Origin of the sequence: Burkholderia alba (assembly GCF_034721475.1) — a bacterium.
In the GTDB taxonomy this organism is placed as follows: Bacteria; Pseudomonadota; Gammaproteobacteria; order Burkholderiales; family Burkholderiaceae; genus Burkholderia; species Burkholderia alba.
Genome location: NZ_JAWJWL010000019.1, coordinates 95,670 through 114,895 on the forward strand (window position 1 = coordinate 95,670; position 19,226 = coordinate 114,895).

A 19,226-nucleotide genomic window follows, 5' to 3' on the forward strand; every position below is an offset into this window, starting at 1 on the left:
GGAACGACGAAACACACCGGCCTCGGCGGCCGTCCCGCGCCGGGCCATTTCGAAAATTGCGGGGCATTTTGGTTTCAGCTTCACGCATGGCGGCCGGGCCGCCGCCCGGATAATTTCCCCGACTCAACCTGCCGTGCTCGATCATGCCCGCTTCGTCCGCCCGCCGTCCCCGTCCCACCCGCTTGCCGGGCGGCGGAACGGCCGCGTCTCGAACGGCCGCGCGGCGCCCCGGCGCCAGCCCAAGCGGCTCCGGCGCCCCTCGGAGCCGGCGGGCCGCCGCGCCGGCGTTGCCGCCAAAACGTTGCGATTCGTGTCGACGCGCCCGCTTCGGCGACGCGAAGCCCACGACGCCCGGCCCGCTGCCCGGCCGCACCGGTTCTCTCCACCTCAACCGATCCTGACATCCATGACTCCACAGTCCGCAGCGGCATCGCGCATGATCCATATCCGCCCGACCCAATTGCTGTCGATCCCGGACCGCTTCGAAGAGGAAATCAAGTTCTTCATGCCGCCGGCCGAGGGCGCGGGTTCGCTGACGACGCTCGAATCGGTGGCGCTGCTCAAGCTGATGCGCTGCGTCGAGCCCGATTTCCTGTTCGAGTTCGGCACCTACAAGGGCTACACCACCCGCCTGCTGCTCGAGAACCTGCCGGATCTCGACCTCGGCACCGAGCGCATCCTGACGCTCGATCTGCCCGCGCTCGACGACGTGGTGTTCCAGGGCGACGACAAGCGCCTCGCGCTCGACGCGCTCGGCTTCCAGCGCAAGTACCTGAAATCGGAGCGCAGGCACCTGGTCAAGCAGCTCCTGCAGGATTCGATGGCGCTCGATCCGCAGCCGTACCTGAAGCGATTCCAGTACATCTTCATCGACGCCAATCACGAGCTGAGCTACGTCCGCCGCGATACCGAGCATGCGCTGCAGATGCTCGCCGACGCCCCCGCCTGCGTCATCTGGCACGACTACGGCAACCGCCAGTTCCCGGAGCTCACGCAATACCTGGACGATCTCGCATCGGACCTGCCGCTCTATCACGTCGAGAACACCATGCTCGTGTTCCACCTCGCCGGCATCGACGTGCCCGAGCGCCGAGCCTGACGCGCCGCCTTCATTTCCCACGCACTCACCGCACCGACAGGCAGGAACACGCCATGGCCGTACCGTCCCAGTTCGACAACGACACCTTCTCGCTCGCCCGAGACCATCTCGCCGCCTTCGTCGAGAAAACCGCCGGCCGGCTCGCCGAGGAAACCGGCAGGCTGCTCGAAGTCGGCCCGCAGGACCGCTCGCTCGTCAGGGAGCGCTTCCGGAACTTCGCTGTGGATACGTTCGACATCGTCGACACGTATCGGCCGACGATCGTCGGCGACATCACGAAACACAACGGGGACATCCCCGACAGCGCATACGACTGCATCGTCTGCATGGAGGTGGTCGAACACACGCTGAACCCGTTCGACGCGGTGAAGGAAATCCGCCGCATGCTCCGGCACGAAGGCCACCTGCTGATCTCCGCGCCGCTCAACTGGCGCATCCACGGTCCGACGCCGGACTGCTGGCGCATCACCGAACACGGCTGGAACGCGCTGCTGCGCGACTTCGACATCGTCGAGATCGACATCCTCGAATCGCCGGGTCGCGAGCTGTTCCCGATCCGCTACAACGTCCTCGCCCGCTGCAACAAGTTCAAGCAGAGCCAGGACAGCGACCTCACGTTCCGCTATATCTGATGACCGCCATGAACCAGACGCTCTCGGCCGTCGCGGCGCTCGTCGACCGGATGTCCTCCGAGACCTTCGACCCGGACGTATTCCGGCAAACCGGCGTATTCGTGATGCGCCGAGCGATTCCCGAGCAGGTCGTACGGGCGTGGCAGGACGAGTGGCGGACGTTCTACGATGCGCGTCTGCGCGACGGCCGGGACGTCAATCGCGCGAACCCGGTGTCGCTGAGCGAGGAGCTGCCGGAGGGGCTCGCGCGGATGTATCGCGAGCCCGTCTTCGCGCACACGCTGCGGCACATCTTCGGCGAGCACGTCGCGCTGTACAACCACCGCTTCGTGATCAAGGACCGGTTCAGCCCGGGCAAGGTGTTCCTCCACCAGGACAGCTGCTATCACGCCGGCAATCTGAACAAGTGCAGCCTGTTCGTGCCGCTCAGCATCGTGAACCGCGACAACGGCGGCATGACGTTCCACGCGGGTTCGCACAAACTCGGCGTGCTCGGCGACGCGGGCGAGATCAATCCCGACAGCTTCGACTTCAAGTGGCCCGCGATCACGCCCGAGCTGGCGCCGGGCGACTTCGTCGTGATGCACAGCGCGCTGTGGCACGAGTCCGGCCCGAACGTCTCCGGCGTCGACCGGATCCTGGCCGACACGATCGTGCAACCCGCGGACGACCCGACCGGCAAGGAGCTGCTGTGCGGGACCTGGCAGACGGATCTGTTCTATTCGCCGCAGAACTTCATCCGCTATTTCGTCAATTCTCGGGTGTTGAAGCTCATCAAGTACGAGAAGGAGCGGGCGCAGGCAAGCGGCGGGAACTAGGGCCGCGGGCACGCGGCGGATCGCGGCCGCGCGAAATCGGCTATGCTTGGCAGGCCTTGATATCCGCGGCGGGCGCGCGGCGCCCGCCGCGCCTTCCACGGAGGCTCGTCGCCATGTGCCGCTGGCTCGCCTATACAGGCAACCCGATCCAGCTCGAAACCGTGCTGTTTCGCGCGAAGCATTCGCTGATCGATCAAAGTCTGCATTCGCGCATGGGCGCGACCACCACCAACGGCGACGGCTTCGGCCTCGGCTGGTACGGCCATGCCGACGAGATCCCGTTCCGCTACCGCTCGGTCAATCCGGCCTGGAACGACCGCAACCTGCGCGAGGCGGCGCGCGCGATCCGCGCGCCGCTGTTCGTCGCGCACATCCGCTCCGCGACCGACACGCCCGTCCAGGAGACCAACTGCCACCCGTTCCGGCACGGCCGCTGGCTGTTCGTGCACAACGGCCTGATCCGCCGCTATCACACGCTGCGCCGCGACCTGATGATGCGGATCGATCCGGCGCTGTTCTCGTCGATCGAAGGCTCGACCGATTCGGAAGTGATGTTCCATCTCGCGCTCACGTACGGCCTCGCGCAGGATCCGGTGCCGGCGCTCGAGCGCATGGTCGCGGCGGTCGAGGAAACAGCGGCGGCGCACGGTGTCGAGACGCCGCTCAACATGACGGTCTGCGCGACCGACGGCGAGCGGATCGTCGCCGTGCGCTATTCGAGCGAACGGCAGTCGCGCACGCTGTTCCACAGCACGTCGTTTCGTCATCTGCACGCCCTCTATCCGCACGATCCCCGCATCGCGGCGGTCGGCGACGATGCGTTCCTCGTGCTGTCCGAGCCGGTGGTCGATCTCCCGGATGCGTGGGAAGAGGTTCCGGAAAGCACGGCGATCGTCGCGCACCGCGGCGAAGTCGTGCGACGCGCCTTCAGACCGCACCATCGCGCATAACGCGGCTCAGGCACTCGACAGGGGAACGAAAGCGCCCCGGACCTGACGAACCCGTGATGGCCCGATACGCACCGGCGGCCGGCTTGCCGGTGCATCCCGGGCCGATAATCGTCAATTCATCGCACGCGGTACCGCTGCCGCGCCTTTCCCCTTTCCTTTCGGAGAACCCCATTTTGGATCTGGCTTCCGCTCAAGCATTCCTGATGACCCGCGGCCTCGACTTCGGCCTCAAGGTCATCGCCGCCATCGCCCTGTGGATCATCGGCCGCTGGGCGATCAGGATCGTCACCAACCTGCTCGGCAAGGCGGTGCGCCGCAGCGGCAAGGTCGACCCGACGCTCTCGCACTATCTGACCTCGGTCGCCGGCGTGCTGCTCACCGTCCTGCTGATCCTGGCGATCCTGCAGGTGTTCGGCGTGCAGACCACTTCGTTCGCCGCGCTGCTCGCCGGCCTGGGCCTCGCGGTCGGCACCGCGTGGGGCGGCCTGCTCGCGCATTTCGCCGCGGGCGTATTCATGCAGGTGCTGCGCCCGTTCAAGGTGGGCGACGTCATCTCGGCGGGCGGCGTGACGGGAACGGTCAAGGAACTCGGCCTGTTCGGCACGACGATCCTCACGCCCGACAACGTGATCACGCTGATCGGCAACAACAAGATCTTCTCCGACAACATCACCAACTACAGCGCGACGCCGATCCGCCGCGTCGACCTGACCGCGAAAATCGCGAACAGCGTCGATGCCGTCGATGCGATCGAGCGTCTCAAGGTGTCGATCGCGAAGATCCCGAATGTGGTCGCCGATCCGGCGCCCGATGTCGGGGTGCTGTCGTTCACGCCGGAAGGCCCCATGCTGTTCGTGCGCCCGTCGACGCAACCGGCGAACTACTGGCAGGTGTACTGCGACACCAATCGCGTGATCCTCGATACGTTCCGGGACGCGCAGTACCCGACCCCCGAGACCCCGGTCGCGCACCGCACGACGTCGTAGCCCGGCCGCCGCGCGGTCGCCGCAAACAAAAAGCGCGGCCCGAGGGCCGCGCTTTTTCAGGGTGGGGCGCCGAAAACGGCCGGCCAGGGCTCAGCCGCCGCCGCTGCCTTCCGTCTTGCTGCCGGCCTGCGACTTGCCGCGCATGAGCTTCCACAATGCGCCGAGCACGACGGGGATCACGGCGGCGCCGATCCCGACCAGCACGATCACGTTCAGGTAGTGGCGGATGAACGGGATGTTGCCGAAGAAATAGCCGAGGAACACGAGCAGCAGCACCCAGACCAGCGCGCCCAGCACATTGAAGAACTGGAAGCGGCCAATGTGCATCGACGACGCCCCCGCGACGAACGGCGCGAAAGTACGCACCACCGGGATGAAACGCGCCAGCACCAGGGTCTTGCCGCCGTGCTTTTCATAGAAATTGTGGGTCTTTTGCAACGCGGCGCGGTCGAGAAATCGTTCGAGCCCCGGAATATGCGTATTGAACACTTTCGGGCCGATTTTCCGGCCGATCAGGTAGTTCACCGTATTCCCGCCGATGGCCGCCACCAGCAGCAGCGCGATGAGGCCGACCAGTTCCATCTCGCCCGTCGCGGCGAAGGCCCCCGCGATGAAGAGCAGCGAATCGCCGGGCAGGAACGGAAAGATCACGAGCCCGGTTTCGCAGAAAACGATCAGAAACAGCACCACATAGACCCAGGCGCCGTACTGCCGGATGAAATCGCCCAGAAATGCATCGATGTGCAGAACAAGGTTGACGAAGTGAAGCAGCGTTTCCAAATGCGTTTCCTTCTTTCCAGGGAGACATGAACGCCGGCCGGACCACACGCCCGGCGGCGAAAAACCACCGCGTAATCATACCGAAAGTACCTTGCGCGGCCGTGAAATATCGTCGCGCAACGCGAGGCGGCCCACCTATCCGGCCCCGCCACCGCAATTGCACGGCCTCGTTATAATTCCGCCATGCCAGAATTCTCCGAAACCGCCGCGGGCGACCTGCCCGGCGCGCCCCCCGCCGCCCCGCGCCCGCTGCGCGCGATCCAGCCCCTGCCCGATCAGCTGATCAGCCAGATCGCCGCGGGCGAAGTGGTCGAGCGGCCCGCCTCCGTCGTCAAGGAACTGCTCGAGAACGCGCTCGACGCCGACGCGCAGACGCTGCGCATCGTGCTGGAGGAAGGCGGCGTGAAGCGCATCTCAATCACCGACGACGGCGGCGGCATCCCGACCGGCGAACTGCCGCTCGCGCTGATGCGCCACGCGACCAGCAAAATCCGCTCGCTGGCCGAGTTGGAGGCCGTCGCGACGTTGGGGTTCCGCGGCGAAGCGCTCGCGTCGATCGCGTCGGTGGCCGAGATGTTCATCACGAGCCGCACCGAGCACGACGCGCACGCGACCCGGATCGACGCGCAGACCGGCGTGCTGTCGCCCGCCGCCGGCACGCGCGGCACGACAATCGAGGTGCGCGAGCTGTATTTCAACACCCCCGCGCGCCGCAAGTTCCTGAAAAGCGAGCAGACCGAATTCGGCCACTGCCTCGAGATGATCCGCCGCGCGGCGCTGGCTCGGCCGGATGTCGCGATTTCCGTCCTGCACAACGGCAAGGCCGTCGAGCACTGGAATGCCAGCGAGCCGGCGCAGCGGGTCGCGAAGATCCTCGGCGACGCGTTCGCCACCGCGCACCTGCCGCTCGACGAGCGCGCCGGGCCGCTCGCCGTCTACGGCTGCGCGGGCCTGCCGACCGCGAGCCGCGGCCGCGCGGACCAGCAGTATTTCTTCGTGAACGGCCGTTTCGTGCGCGACAAGCTGCTCACCCACGCGGTGCGCGCCGCCTACGAGGACGTGCTGCACGGCGACCGCTACCCGTCGTACGTGCTGTTCCTCGATCTGCCGCCCGAGTCGGTCGACGTGAACGTGCATCCGTCGAAGATCGAGGTGCGGTTCCGCGATTCCCGTTCGATCCACCAGTTCGTGTTCCATGCGGTGCAGCGCGCGTTGGCCCGGCATGCGGGCGCCTCGCCGGAAACCACGGCGGGCGGCCACGCCGCTCATCTGGAGCCGGCCGCCGGGCCGGTATCCTTCCAGGCCACGCCGCTCGGGCTCGCCGGCGGGTTCGGCCAGCCGGGCGGCAGCGGGCAGCCGTCGCCCGGCAACACCTGGCTGCGTCAGGCGCGGATGACCCAGGGCACGCTGCCCGTCGCCCAGCCGCTCGCGCTCTACGATGCGCTGTTCGGCCGCAAGGCGCCGGAAACCGACGCGCCGGATCCGGCTCAAGGCGCCGCCGCGGCCTTTCCCGAGTTTTCGGCGCCGCCGGGCGGCGCGAGCGCGCCCGCGTTCGCGCCTCATCCCGCCGTTCCGTTCGACGCGCACGACGAGCAGCCGCTCGGCTTCGCGCTCGGCCAGATCCATGGCATCTACGTGCTCGCGCAAAACGCGCACGGTCTCGTGATCGTCGACATGCACGCCGCGCACGAGCGAATCCTGTACGAACAGTTCAAGCGGGCGCTCGCCGATCGCACGATTGCCGTGCAGGCACTGCTGCTGCCCGTGTCGATGACCGCCAGCCCGATCGAGATCGGCACGGTCGAGGAGGAACGGGACACGCTCGATGCGCTCGGCTTCGACCTCGCGGTGCTGTCGCCGACGACGCTCGCGATCCGCGCGGTCCCGGCGCTGCTGAAGGATGCCGACCAGCAGGCGCTCGCCCGCGCGGTGCTGGCCGACCTGCACGCATACGGCGGCTCGCGGGTGCTGACGGAGCGCCAGCACGAACTGCTCGGCACGCTCGCGTGCCATCACGCGGTGCGCGCGAACCGGCGCCTGACGCTCGACGAGATGAACGCGCTGCTGCGCCAGATGGAAGCGACGGAACGCGCGGATCAGTGCAATCACGGCCGCCCGACCTGGTACCAGCTGACGCTCGGCGATCTCGACCGCCTGTTCATGCGCGGTCAATGAGCGTGTCGTCCCGCATGGTGCCGCAGCCCATTGCCTGCCTGCTCGGCCCGACCGCATCGGGCAAGACCGCGGCGGCGCTCGCGTTCGCCGCTCGGCGGCCGGTCGAGATCGTCAGCGTCGATTCGGCGCTTGTCTATCGCGGCATGGATATCGGCACCGCCAAGCCCACCCGCGACGAGCGCGCGCAGGTGCCGCATCACCTGATCGACGTCATCGACCCGGCCGATGCCTATTCCGCCGCCGACTTCCGTGCCGACGCGCTGCGGCTGATCGACGAGATCGTCGCGCGCGGCCGCACCCCGCTGCTCGCGGGCGGCACGATGCTCTACTTCAGGGCGCTGACGCAGGGCCTGAACGACCTGCCCGGCGCGGACCCCGAGGTACGCGCGAGGCTGGACGAGGACGCCGCGCGCGACGGCTGGCCCGCGCTGCACGCCCGGCTCGCCGAGGCCGATCCGGCCACGGCCGCGCGGCTCGCGCCCAACGATGCGCAGCGGATCCAGCGCGCGCTCGAAGTGTTCCTGCTGACCGGCCAGCCGATGTCGGCGCTGCTCGCCGCGCCGCCGCGCGCGGACGAGGCCGCCGCCCGCTATCGCTTCGTGCCGGTGGCACTGGAGCCGTCGGATCGCGCGGTGCTGCACGCACGCATCGCGCAGCGCTTCGACGCCATGCTGGACGCCGGCTTCATCGACGAGGTCGAACACCTGCGCCGCCGGCCCGAGCTGCACCTGGGCCTGCCGTCGATGCGCTGCGTCGGCTACCGGCAGGCCTGGGAATATCTCGAAGGCGCGACCGACTATCGGACGATGCGCGACAAAGGGGTATTCGCGACGCGCCAGCTGTGCAAGCGGCAGTTGACGTGGCTGCGGTCGATGCCGGAGCGCATGACCGTCGACTGCTGCGCGGACGACGCGACGGCGCGTGCGGTGACGGCGCTCGAGCGGGCGCTGGCGCCGGGCTCCGCGGGCTGAGACCCGGGCCACCGTCGCGGGGATTGCGGGGATTGCAGGAGCGCAGCCTCGGGACGCCTGATCGTGGCCTGAGCCCAACCCCGCCCCAGACGGGCGCGACCACCACGCCCTCGCCCCGGCGAAACGCCGCGGGACTGCGGACGCCGCCGGGCATCCGCCCGCTCCCGGGTTCGCGCGTCCCGCCTCCGTCCGCGCATAAAAAAACGCCCGGCTTCGACAGCCGGGCGTTCTTTCGACCTTCAGTGCTTGCGTGAGCCCGCCCGAACGAACGGCCGCGCTTCAGGCATCGCGGCTCAAACCACCACCGTCTGCGCCTCGCCGTCGCGGCTCGCGCGCACCGTGCCGATCTTCCAGACCTGTTCGCCCGCGTCGGTCAGCTGGCGCACCGCCGCGTCGGCATCCGCCGCCGACACGATCACCGCCATCCCGATCCCGCAGTTGAACACGCGATGCATTTCGGCATCCGCGACACCGCCATGCTCCTGCAGCCACTTGAACAGCGGAGGCAGCGGCCAGGCCTGTTGATCCAGCTCGGCCGTCAGACCGTCGCGCAGCACGCGCGGAATGTTCTCGACCAGCCCGCCGCCCGTGATGTGCGCCATGCCCTTCACCGCGAGGGTCTGCATCAGCGCGAGCAGCGGCTTCACGTAGATGCGGGTGGGCGCCATCAGCGTATCCGCCAGCGAACGGCCGTGGAAATCCGCCGACAGGTCGGGATTCGCGCGCTCGATGATCTTGCGCACCAGCGAGAAACCGTTCGAGTGGATGCCGCTCGACGCCAGTCCCAGCACCACGTCGCCCGGGACGATCGTGCTGCCGTCGATGATCTTGCTCTTTTCGACCGCGCCGACCGCGAAGCCGGCCAGATCGTATTCGCCGTCCGGGTACATCCCCGGCATTTCCGCCGTTTCACCGCCGATCAGCGCGCAGCCCGACAGCTCGCAGCCGGCCGCGATGCCCTGCACGACGGTGGCCGCCGTGTCGACGTCGAGCTTGCCGCATGCGAAGTAATCGAGGAAAAACAGCGGCTCCGCGCCCTGCACGAGGATGTCGTTCACGCTCATCGCAACGAGATCCTGGCCGACGGTGTCGTGTTTGTTCAGATGAAAGGCCAGCTTCAGCTTGGTGCCGACGCCGTCGGTGCCCGATACGAGGACGGGCTCCCGGTACTTCTTCGGCACCTCGAAGAGCGCGCCGAATCCGCCGATGCCGCCGAGCACGCCGTCGCGCAGGGTTTTCTTCGCAAAGGGCTTGATCTTGTCGATGAGGGCATCGCCCGCGTCGATGTCGACGCCCGCGTCACGGTAGGAGAGACCCTGGGCGTCAGGAGCGGATTTCGGAGGATTCATGGGGGAATGCGAGAAGGTCGGTAAAATGCGATTTTACCCGAAGCCGGCCGCGCGACCGGAATTCCCCGCACCGATTCACCAGGGAAAGCATTTTGCCCCACTCGTCCCCGTTTCTCACGCCCTATCAGCGCCAGACCCTGTTCTGGTTCGCTGTCGCGCTCGGGCTCGGCATCCTGCTGTGGGCGTTGCGTCCGGTGCTGACGCCGTTCCTGTTCGGCGCGATCGTCGCGTACATCCTGCAGCCGGGCGTCGCGTGGCTCGAGCGGCGGCGCGTGCCGCGCGGCGCGGGCGCGCTGCTGATGATGCTGTTCTTCGCGCTCCTCATCACGCTGCTCGCGCTGCTGGTGCTCGTCGTGGTACAGAAGGAAGGGCCGCAGGTGAAACAGCAGGTGCCCGGGTTCTTCGCGCACCTGCACGGCTGGCTGCAGCCGAAGCTGGCGTTCCTCGGCCTCGGCGACGCGCTCGACTTCGCCACCCTGCGCGATCTCGTGACGAGCCGGCTGGAAGGCAGCACGCAGGCGGTCGCGACGGCCGCGTGGAGCTCGCTGCGCGCGAGCAGCGGCGTGATGATCTCGCTCGTCGGCGGCGCGGTGATGGTGCCGCTCGTGCTGTTCTACCTGCTGTACGACTCTGGAACCGGATGATCGCGCGCGTCTCGAACATGATTCCGCGCCGCTGGCTGGCCAAGACGACGCAGCTCGTCGCCGACATGGACCGGATGCTGTCGCAGTACCTGCGCGGTCAATTGCTCGTGATGGCGGTGCTCGCGGTGTACTATGCACTCGCGTTGACGATTGCCGGCTTCGAGATCGCGCTGCCGGTGGGCATCTTCACCGGGCTCGCCGTGTTCATCCCGTACGTCGGCTTCGCGACCGGCCTCGTGCTCGCACTGGTCGCCGCGCTGCTGCAGTTCGGCGACTGGTACGGGTTCGGCGCGGTCGCGGCGATCTACGGCTTCGGCCAGCTGCTCGAAAGCTTCTACCTCACGCCGCGCCTCGTCGGCGAGCGTATCGGCCTGCATCCGCTCGCCGTGATCTTCGCGCTGCTCGCGTTCGGCCAGCTGTTCGGCTTTTTCGGCGTCCTGCTCGCACTGCCCGTCAGCGCGATCCTGACGGTAGCGCTGCGTGAACTGCGCCAGGGCTACCTGTCCAGCGCGCTTTACAAGAACTGATTCGCATTGTGACTGTATCCCGTCAACTGACGCTCGACCTCGGCACGCCGCCGCCCGCCACGTTCGACAACTTTTTCGCCGGCGCGAACGCCGAGCTCGTCACGCGCCTGCGCGAACTGGACGCGGCGCTCGCGGCCGGCCCGGTGCCCGACCGCACCTTCTACGTGTGGGGCGAGGCCGGCAGCGGGCGCAGCCACCTGCTGCAGGCGCTCGTGCACGACACGTCGTACGGCTACGCGCGCTACCTGAGCCCGCAGAGCGGGCTCGGCGCGTTCACGTTCGATCCGCGCGTGTCGCTCTACGCGGTCGACGACTGCAACGCGCTGAACGACACCCAGCAGATCGCGATGTTCAACCTGTTCAACGAGGTGCGCGCCCACCCGTCGAGCGCGCTGGTCGCCACCGGCCCGGCCGCGCCGCTCGCGCTCGAGGTCCGCGAGGATCTGCGCACCCGGCTCGGCTGGGGTCTCGTGTTTCATCTGGCGCCGCTGACCGACGAGGGCAAGGCGGCCGTGCTCAAGTACGCGGCGAAGGAGCGCGGCATCGCGCTTGCCGACGACGTGCCGGCGTACCTGCTCACCCATTTCCGCCGCGACATGCCGAGCCTGATGGCGCTCCTCGACGCGCTCGACCGCTTCTCGCTCGAACAGAAGCGCGCGGTGACGCTGCCGCTGCTGCGCGCGATGCTGGCGTCGCCCGAGCGCGACGACGCCGCTTCCGGCCGATTCAAATAGCTTCAAGTAAAATGCGTCTCCATGACTAATCTGGCACTCTTTGACCTGGATCACACGCTGATCCCCACCGACAGCGACCACGAATGGGGCCGCTTCATGGTGAAACTCGGGATCGTCGACGCGGACAGCTTCTCGCGTCAGAACGATCGCTTCTTCGCCGATTACAAGGCCGGCAAGCTCGACATCCACGCGTACCTGAGCGCGATGCTGACTCCGCTCGCGAAGTATCCGCGCGCGCAGCTCGCGCAGTGGCACGAGCAGTACATGCACGAGGTGATCCGGCCCGCGATGCTGCCCGCCGCGCTCGAGCTCGTGCGCCGTCACCAGGACGCGGGCGACTTGTGCTGCATCGTCACCGCCACCAACGAATTCATCACGCGTCCGATCGCGTCCGCGTTCGGCGTGAATACGCTGATCGCGTGCGAGGTCGAGACCGTCGACGGGCATCCCGACTCGGCCTTCACCGGCCGACCGACGGGCACGCCGAGCTACCGCGAAGGCAAGATCGTCCGCACCCAGGCGTGGCTCGCGTCGCTCGGCAAGCAGCTGGGCGATTTCGAGCACAGCTATTTCTACAGCGATTCGCACAACGACATCCCGTTGCTCGAGCAAGTCACCGACCCGATCGCGACCAACCCCGACGCCACGCTGCGCGCGCATGCACGCGAGCACGGCTGGCGCATCCTCGATCTATTCCAACCGTCGTGATCAAAAAACTCATCCGCAAACTGCTCGGGCAGGACACCGTCGACACCGCCGCGCAGGACGCGCCGGCGCCGGCCCCCGCCAACGCGCCGAAGACCGCGCGCAGCGCGAAACCCGCCCGCGCCCCGGCAGCGAAGAGGCCCCGCCCCACCGAGCCGGCCGTCGTGCCCGCCGGCGTGCACGGCATCAATCCGGCGCTGATCTCGAAGAACGCCGTGCGCGTCACCGATACGCTGCAGCAGGCCGGCTTCCGCGCGTTCATCGTCGGCGGCGCGGTACGCGACCTGCTGCTCGGCATCGCGCCGAAGGATTTCGACGTCGCGACCGATGCAACGCCCACCGAGGTCCAGCGCCTGTTCCGCCGCGCGCGGCTGATCGGGCGGCGTTTCCAGATCGTCCACGTGCAGTTCGGGCAGGAGCTGATCGAAGTGTCGACGTTCCGCGCGCTCGTCGATCCGCCTTCCGGTGACGCCCCGCAGGACGCCTCCGCGGAGGACGGCGCGCCGGCGAGGCGCCTGAAGCGCGACGAGCTCGACCGCCGCACCCACGCCGTCGACGCGAGCGGCCGCGTGCTGCGCGACAACGTCTGGGGCGAGCAGCACGAGGACGCCACGCGCCGCGATTTCACGATCAACGCGATGTACTACGATCCGGCGACGCAGACCGTGCTCGACTACCACGACGGCATGGCCGACGTGCGCGCACGCCTGTTGCGCATGATCGGCGACCCGGCCACGCGCTTCCGCGAGGATCCGGTACGGATGCTGCGCGTCGTGCGCTTCGCGGCGAAGCTCGGCTTCGAGATCGAGCCGCACACCCGCGCGCCGATCCAGGAACTGGCCGACCTCATCAACAACGTGCCGGCCGCGCGCCTGTTCGACGAGATGCTGAAGCTGCTGCTGTCCGGCCATGCGCTCGCATGCCTGACGCGGCTGCGCCAGGAGGGCCTGCATCACGGGCTGCTGCCGCTGCTCGACGTCGTGCTCGAACAGCCGCAGGGCGAGAAGTTCATCACGCTCGCGCTCAACAACACGGACGCCCGCGTGCGCGCGGGGAAAACCGTCTCGCCCGGCTTCCTGTTCGCGACGCTGCTGTGGCACGACATGCGCCAGCGCTTCGAGCAATACGCCGAGGAAGGCGAATTCCCGGTGCCGGCGCTCAACCGCGCGATGGACGACGTGCTCGACATGCAGACCAGGAAGCTCGCGATCCACAAGCGCTTCTCGGCCGACATGCGCGAGATCTGGGGCCTGCAGCTGCGCCTCGAAAAGCGCTCCGGCCGCAGTGCGATGAAGCTGCTGGAACACCAAAGATTTAGAGCAGGGTATGATTTCCTCCTGTTGCGCTGCGAATCCGGCGAGCTGGACGGCTCGGTCGGGCAGTGGTGGACGGATTTCATCGACGGCGACGCAGCCGATCGCGAAGCGTTGCTCACGCAGGGCGGCAGCAAGGAAAAGTCGCCCCGCAAGCGTCGCCGCCGCGGCGGCACGCGCAATCGCAAGCCGGACGACGGTGCGGAGCAGGCTCCGCGCCACGAGCCCGACGCGGACGACTGACGCGTTCGCCGTCGAACGACGTAGGAAAGTGATGCCATGACGGTTGCTTATCTCGGGCTGGGGGCAAATCTTGGCGACGCGCGCCAAGCGTTGAAAGACGCGGTGGTGTGCCTCGCGCAGCAGCACACCGTCACGGTGTGCGGCAAGTCCAGCCTGTATCGCACCGCCCCGATCGACGCGGGCGGCGACGATTACTACAACTGCGTCGTGAAGATCGACACGACGCTCGCCGCGCGCGCGCTGCTCGCTCTGTGCCAGAAGATCGAACACCACTTCGGCCGCGAGCGTCCGTTCCGCCATGCGCCGCGTACGCTCGATCTCGATATCCTGCTGTACGGCGAGCATACGATCGACGAACCGGACCTCGTCGTCCCGCATCCTCGCCTCACCGAACGCGCGTTCGCGCTGGTTCCGCTGATCGAGATCGATCCGGCGCTCGAGATTCCCGCGCACGGCCGGGCCGACGCGTTCCTCGCCGGGCTCGCGCACCAGCGCATCGAGAAAGTGCAGACCTGCCAGTGCCTCGCGCTCAAGGCGATCGCCGACGGCGCCGCCGCCGCCGTCAAGAGCCGCTGCCGATGAACGCCGCTCCGCTCACCGTTACCGCACCCGACTGGCGGCCGCCGTGCCGCTACCTCGTCATCGAGGGGCCGATCGGCGTCGGCAAGACCACCCTCGCCAGGCTGCTCGGCGAACGCTGGTCGATGCAGACGCTGCTCGAACGCCCGCAGGACAATCCGTTCCTCGAGCGCTTCTATCGCGACACCGCGCGCTACGCGCTGCCCGCCCAGCTGTCGTTCGCGCTGCAGCGTGCGCGGCAGGCGCAGGAGATCGTCGCCGCGCACCAGGCCGGCACGCCGCTCGTCACGGATTTCATGACGCAGAAGAACGACATCTTCGCGCGGCTCACGCTGCCCGACGACGAATGGCACCTGTATCGCGCACTCGCCTCGCATGTCGACGTGCCCTCGCCGACACCCGATCTGGTCGTCTATCTGCAGGCGACGCCGGAGGTGCTGTTCGCCCGCATCCAGAAGCGCGGCCTGCCGATGGAACTGCAGATCAGCGATACGTACCTGCGCGCGCTGTGCGACGCCTACAACGAATTCTTCTATCACTACGACCGCACCCCGGTGCTGACGGTCGCGGCGGAACACCTGAATCCGCTCGAATCTCCCGAAGACCTTGCGCTTCTCGTCGAACGCATCGAGACGATGCGCGGCCGCAAGGAATTCTTCGTCAAGGGCGGCGCCGCCCGCTAAGCGGCGGCGCGCCCCTTCCCTTACCCATCGAACCGGATTTTCCATGACCTATCTCCAGGAATCGAGCCGCCCCGCCGTGACGGTCCCCAAGCTGCAGGCCATGCGCGACGCCAACGAGAAGATCGCGATGCTCACCTGTTACGATGCGAGCTTCGCCGCGCTGCTCGACCGCGCGGGCGCGGACGTGCTGCTGATCGGCGATTCGCTCGGCAACGTGCTGCAAGGCCAGACCACCACGCTGCCCGTCACGCTCGACGAGGTCGCGTACCACACCGCCTGCGTCGCCCGCGCGCAGCCGCGCGCGCTGGTGATGGCCGACCTGCCGTTCGGCACCTACGGCACGCCGGCCGACGCGTACGCAAGCTCGGTCAGGCTGATGCGCGCCGGCGCGCAGATGGTCAAGCTCGAGGGCGGAGAATGGCTGGCCGACACGGTGCGCTTCCTCGTCGAGCGCTCGGTGCCGGTCTGCGCGCATCTCGGGCTCACGCCTCAGTCGGTGCATGCGTTCGGCGGATTCAAGGTGCAAGGCAAGACCGAAGCGGGCGCGGCGCAGCTGCTGCGCGACGCGCGCGCGGTCGAGGCGGCGGGCGCCCAGATCGTGCTGCTCGAAGCCGTGCCGACCCTGGTCGCATCGGAGGTCACCCAGTCGCTGAAGGTGCCGACGATCGGCATCGGCGCGGGCGCCGACTGCACGGGCCAGGTACTCGTGCTGCACGACATGCTCGGCATCTTCCCCGGCAAGCGGCCGCGTTTCGTGAAGGATTTCATGCAGGGACAGCCGAGCATCTTCGCGGCGGTCGAAGCCTATGTGCGCGCGGTGAAGGACGGCAGCTTCCCCGGTCCCGAGCACTCGTTCTGACCCGCCGCGCCCGCGGACCATGAAAAAAGCGCGGCATCCCCGACGGATGCCGCGCTTTTTTTTCGTTTCGCCGGGCGCCCGGCTCCTACGTCGGATTTGGCCCCGCCCGGCGCAAACGGACCTCGATCGCGCCGCGCAGCGCATTGCTGAGCAGCAGCGTCTCGGCGCTCAGCACATCGTCGAGCGTCAGCACGCGTTCGGCGATTTGCCACGCCGGATCCTCGAGCAGCACACCGCGCATCACGCCCGGCAGCACGCCCGACGACAGCGGCGGCGTAAACCAGCGCCCGCCCAGCTTCACGAAGACCGTCGACCGGCCGCCTTCCGTCAATTCGCCACGCTCGTTGAAGAACAGCATGTCGAAGCACCCGTGCTGCTCGGCGAGCTGCCATGCGCGGTCGTATTCGGCGCGGCGCGTGGTCTTGTGCAACAGCAGCGCGTCGCCGGACGGCACGGGCGCGAAGCCGTGCTCGAACGCCAGCAGCACGCCCGCCGCGCCGGACGGCAACGGCTGCAGCGGCGCCGCCGCAAGCTCGAGCGAACCGTCCTTCGCCAGCGCGAGCCGGAAGCGGTACTCGCCCTCTCCGAGCGCCGCGCAACTCGCGGCGATGCTCCGCCGCGTATCGGCCTCGTCGAAGGCGAAGCCGAATGCGTCCGCGCTTTCGCCCAGCCGCGCCACATGCCGGTCAAGATAACGAACGCCCTCGTCGCGGGTCGCGCGTATCGTCTCGAAGAGCTGGAAGCCGGGATCGGCGTCGGTCAGAAAGCGTGCCTTCAGTTCGCACTCCGCGAATTCGTCGGCCGCAACGCTATCGAGCACGATGCCGGCGCCCACCCCCATCGCGCCGCGTCGGCGGCCCTGGCGATCGGCCGCGTCGAGCGTCAGCGTGCGGATCGCCACCGACAGGCAGAAGTCTCCGCACGCCCGCGCCCCGTCGGGCTGCGCCATGTCGAGCCAGCCGATCGCCCCCGTGTACAACCCGCGCGGCGTGCTCTCGAGGGTGTCGATCAACTGCAGCGTCCGGTGCTTCGGCGCGCCGGTGATCGAGCCGCACGGAAACAGCGCGCGCAGCACGTCGGCGAAACGCACGTCGCCGCGCAGTTCGGCCTCGACGGTCGACGTCATCTGCCAGACCGATGCATACGGCTCGACCGAGAACAACGTCGGCACCTTCACGGACCCGGTGCGGGCGACGCGGGATACATCGTTACGCAGCAGGTCGACGATCATCACGTTCTCGGCGCAGTTCTTCGCGTCGTTCGCGAGGAACGCGGCGGCGGCCGCGTCCTCGGCCGGATCGGCCGCGCGCGGCGCGGTCCCCTTCATCGGACGCGCGCGCAGCCGCGCACCGGCCGTTTCGACGAACAGCTCGGGCGAACACGACACGACCCACGCATCGCCCGGCAGCGCGATCAGCGCGCCGTAGCGCACCGGCTGGCGCGCACGCAGCCGGCGATAGAGCGCGAGCGGCGTGCCGAACGTGTCGAAGCCCAGCCGATAGGTGTAATTGATCTGATAAGAATCGCCGGCGCGCAGCGCGTCATGCACGGCCGCGATCGCCGCATCGAACGCCGCGCGCGTCACGCTCCTGCGCACGTGCGCGACACCCGCCGCCGACGGCTCGGCCCGCCCGCCGTCCTGCCGCGCGAGCCACGCGTCGGCCTCGTCGCGCGACAGCGAGTCCAGCCGTTCGAACAATAAAAAACGCAGCGGCGCATCGCCCCGCTGCGTCAGTTGCAGATTGCGTCCGAATTCGTAGTCGCCGAGCACGACCGGATGCAGGCCCCGCCGCGCATCGTCGGCCACGGCATCGCAAACCGTGTCGAGCTGCGCGGGATCGATGCACACCCGTTCGTGCGAAAACCCCGAATACAAACGACTCGACCGCGCTGCCGCGGTCGAGTCGCAATCGTCGAAGAGCGCGAAAGGCGCGCTCCCACCGCCGTCAGCCATCCCGCCTCACCTCTGCCGAAACGATCACTCGAAGAAGCTCTTCACGCGATCGAACCAGCTTTTGCTCTGCGGGCTGTGGCGCCCGCCGCCTTCCGCCAGCGACTTCTCGAACTGCTTGAGCAGGTCGCGCTGCTGCTCGGTGAGCTTCACCGGCGTTTCCACCTGCACGTGCACGTAGAGATCGCCCGCGATGCTGGAGCGCAGCCCCTTGATGCCCTTGCCGCGCAGCCGGAACGTCTTGCCCGACTGCGTGCCTTCCGACACCGTGAAGCTCGCGCGGCCCGCGAGCGTCGGCACTTCGATCTCGCCGCCGAGCGCCGCCGTCGTGAACGGGATCGGCATCTGGCAATGCAGATCGTCGCCGTCGCGCTCGAACACGGCGTGCTGCTTGATGTGGATCTCGACGTACAGATCGCCCGACGGCCCCCCGTTGACGCCGGGCTCGCCGTTGCCGGCCGAGCGGATCCGCATGCCGTCGTCGATGCCGGCCGGGATCTTCACTTCGAGCGTCTTGGTTTCCTTCACCTTGCCCGAACCGTGGCAATGCACGCACGGTTCCGGAATATAGGTGCCGGTGCCGTGGCACTTCGGGCAGGTTTGCTGGATGCTGAAGAAACCCTGCGACATCCGCACCGTGCCCTGGCCGTGACAGGTCGGGCAGGTTTCGGGCTTGGTGCCGGGCTTCGCGCCCGAGCCGTGGCAAATTTCGCACGACACCCAGCTCGGCACGCGGATCTGCGTGTCGTAACCGTGCGCCGCCTGCTCCAGCGTGATCTCCATGCTGTAGCGCAGATCCGCGCCGCGGTACACCTGCGGACCGCCTCGGCCGCCGCGCGCGGCACCGCCCGCGGCCTGGCCGAAGATGTCGCCGAAGATGTCGCCGAACGCATCGGCGAAGCCGCCGAAACCCTGCGCGCCCGCACCGCCCATGTTCGGATCGACGCCCGCGTGGCCGTACTGGTCGTAAGCGGCGCGCTTCTGGCCGTCCGACAGCATTTCATAGGCTTCCTTCACCTCTTTGAAATGCTCCTCGGCATCCTTGCTGTCCGGATTGCGGTCAGGGTGGTACTTCATCGCGAGCTTGCGATATGCCTTCTTGATTTCGTCGTCGCTCGCATTCTTCGCGACGCCCAGAACCTCGTAGTAATCCCGTTTCGCCATATCGGTTCAATACCGCCGCTCAACGCGCGCGGCGGCTCCTCTCGCTTCCAGTAAAGTCTTGCGA

17 protein-coding genes and 1 pseudogene are annotated in these 19,226 nt (G+C 68.0%); 14 read left to right on the forward strand and 4 right to left on the reverse strand.

Annotated elements, in window-relative coordinates; genetic code table 11:
* The first annotated feature begins 406 nt into the window (after positions 1 to 406).
* From RZR99_RS21540 to RZR99_RS21560, 5 genes are all read left to right on the forward strand, one after another.
* Positions 407 to 1,099: a class I SAM-dependent methyltransferase gene (locus RZR99_RS21540; protein ID WP_323121802.1), complete on the forward strand. Its 693-nt coding sequence runs from the start codon at positions 407 to 409 to the stop codon at positions 1,097 to 1,099.
* 53 nt (positions 1,100 to 1,152) lie between these two features.
* Positions 1,153 to 1,731 carry a class I SAM-dependent methyltransferase gene (locus RZR99_RS21545; RefSeq protein WP_323121803.1) on the forward strand — a complete coding sequence of 193 codons (579 nt, stop codon included), beginning with the start codon at positions 1,153 to 1,155 and terminating at the stop codon, positions 1,729 to 1,731.
* 8 nt (positions 1,732 to 1,739) lie between these two features.
* Positions 1,740 to 2,549 carry a phytanoyl-CoA dioxygenase family protein gene (locus tag RZR99_RS21550; RefSeq protein WP_323121804.1) on the forward strand — a complete coding sequence of 270 codons (810 nt, stop codon included), beginning with the start codon at positions 1,740 to 1,742 and terminating at the stop codon, positions 2,547 to 2,549.
* 113 nt (positions 2,550 to 2,662) lie between these two features.
* Complete coding sequence (locus RZR99_RS21555; protein WP_323121805.1) at positions 2,663 to 3,499, forward strand: class II glutamine amidotransferase; 837 nt, start codon at positions 2,663 to 2,665, stop codon at positions 3,497 to 3,499.
* 173 nt (positions 3,500 to 3,672) lie between these two features.
* On the forward strand, positions 3,673 to 4,485 hold the full coding sequence (locus tag RZR99_RS21560; protein ID WP_323121806.1) for a mechanosensitive ion channel family protein: 813 nt from the start codon (positions 3,673 to 3,675) through the stop codon (positions 4,483 to 4,485).
* A gap of 90 nt (positions 4,486 to 4,575) precedes the next feature.
* Here the strand turns inward: RZR99_RS21560 and RZR99_RS21565 are convergent, their stop codons facing one another.
* On the reverse strand, positions 4,576 to 5,265 hold the full coding sequence (locus RZR99_RS21565; protein ID WP_323121807.1) for a VTT domain-containing protein: 690 nt from the start codon (positions 5,263 to 5,265) through the stop codon (positions 4,576 to 4,578).
* A gap of 183 nt (positions 5,266 to 5,448) precedes the next feature.
* Between RZR99_RS21565 and mutL the strand changes: the two genes are divergently transcribed.
* Both mutL and miaA read left to right on the forward strand, forming a co-directional pair.
* A complete protein-coding gene (gene mutL / locus RZR99_RS21570; RefSeq protein ID WP_323121808.1) occupies positions 5,449 to 7,440 on the forward strand; it encodes a DNA mismatch repair endonuclease MutL in 1,992 nt (663 codons plus the stop codon).
* Complete coding sequence (gene miaA, locus RZR99_RS21575) at positions 7,437 to 8,411, forward strand: tRNA (adenosine(37)-N6)-dimethylallyltransferase MiaA (RefSeq protein WP_323121809.1); 975 nt, start codon at positions 7,437 to 7,439, stop codon at positions 8,409 to 8,411. The genes mutL and miaA overlap by 4 nt, the downstream gene beginning before the upstream one ends.
* 293 nt (positions 8,412 to 8,704) lie before the next feature.
* Here miaA and purM read toward each other — a convergent pair whose 3' ends face one another.
* Complete coding sequence (purM, locus tag RZR99_RS21580; protein ID WP_323121810.1) at positions 8,705 to 9,760, reverse strand: phosphoribosylformylglycinamidine cyclo-ligase; 1,056 nt, start codon at positions 9,758 to 9,760, stop codon at positions 8,705 to 8,707.
* Between the two features lie 92 nt (positions 9,761 to 9,852).
* Here purM and RZR99_RS21585 point away from each other — a divergent pair.
* From RZR99_RS21585 to panB, 7 genes and pseudogenes are all read left to right on the forward strand, one after another.
* Positions 9,853 to 10,931: pseudogene (locus RZR99_RS21585) on the forward strand (AI-2E family transporter).
* A gap of 8 nt (positions 10,932 to 10,939) precedes the next feature.
* Entirely contained in the window at positions 10,940 to 11,665 is a 726-nt protein-coding gene (hda, locus tag RZR99_RS21590; protein ID WP_323121811.1) for a DnaA regulatory inactivator Hda, read from the forward strand.
* A 21-nt stretch (positions 11,666 to 11,686) separates the two neighbouring features.
* Positions 11,687 to 12,373 (forward strand): histidinol-phosphatase, encoded by a 687-nt coding sequence (locus RZR99_RS21595; RefSeq protein WP_323121812.1) that lies wholly within the window; start codon positions 11,687 to 11,689, stop codon positions 12,371 to 12,373.
* Positions 12,370 to 13,926 (forward strand): polynucleotide adenylyltransferase PcnB, encoded by a 1,557-nt coding sequence (gene pcnB / locus RZR99_RS21600; RefSeq protein ID WP_323121813.1) that lies wholly within the window; start codon positions 12,370 to 12,372, stop codon positions 13,924 to 13,926. The genes RZR99_RS21595 and pcnB overlap by 4 nt, the downstream gene beginning before the upstream one ends.
* Positions 13,927 to 13,962: 36 nt before the next feature.
* The gene (gene folK / locus RZR99_RS21605; protein ID WP_323121814.1) at positions 13,963 to 14,508 is read left to right on the forward strand and encodes a 2-amino-4-hydroxy-6-hydroxymethyldihydropteridine diphosphokinase; all 546 of its coding nucleotides are present in this window, start codon (positions 13,963 to 13,965) and stop codon (positions 14,506 to 14,508) included.
* Positions 14,505 to 15,188 carry a deoxynucleoside kinase gene (locus RZR99_RS21610; RefSeq protein WP_323121815.1) on the forward strand — a complete coding sequence of 228 codons (684 nt, stop codon included), beginning with the start codon at positions 14,505 to 14,507 and terminating at the stop codon, positions 15,186 to 15,188. The genes folK and RZR99_RS21610 overlap by 4 nt, the downstream gene beginning before the upstream one ends.
* Positions 15,189 to 15,231: 43 nt before the next feature.
* On the forward strand, positions 15,232 to 16,047 hold the full coding sequence (panB, locus tag RZR99_RS21615; RefSeq protein WP_323121816.1) for a 3-methyl-2-oxobutanoate hydroxymethyltransferase: 816 nt from the start codon (positions 15,232 to 15,234) through the stop codon (positions 16,045 to 16,047).
* A gap of 85 nt (positions 16,048 to 16,132) precedes the next feature.
* Here panB and pabB read toward each other — a convergent pair whose 3' ends face one another.
* The gene (gene pabB, locus RZR99_RS21620) at positions 16,133 to 18,001 is read right to left on the reverse strand and encodes an aminodeoxychorismate synthase component I (protein WP_323121817.1); all 1,869 of its coding nucleotides are present in this window, start codon (positions 17,999 to 18,001) and stop codon (positions 16,133 to 16,135) included.
* A gap of 24 nt (positions 18,002 to 18,025) precedes the next feature.
* A complete protein-coding gene (dnaJ, locus tag RZR99_RS21625) occupies positions 18,026 to 19,162 on the reverse strand; it encodes a molecular chaperone DnaJ (RefSeq protein ID WP_323121818.1) in 1,137 nt (378 codons plus the stop codon).
* Positions 19,163 to 19,226 lie beyond the last annotated feature (64 nt).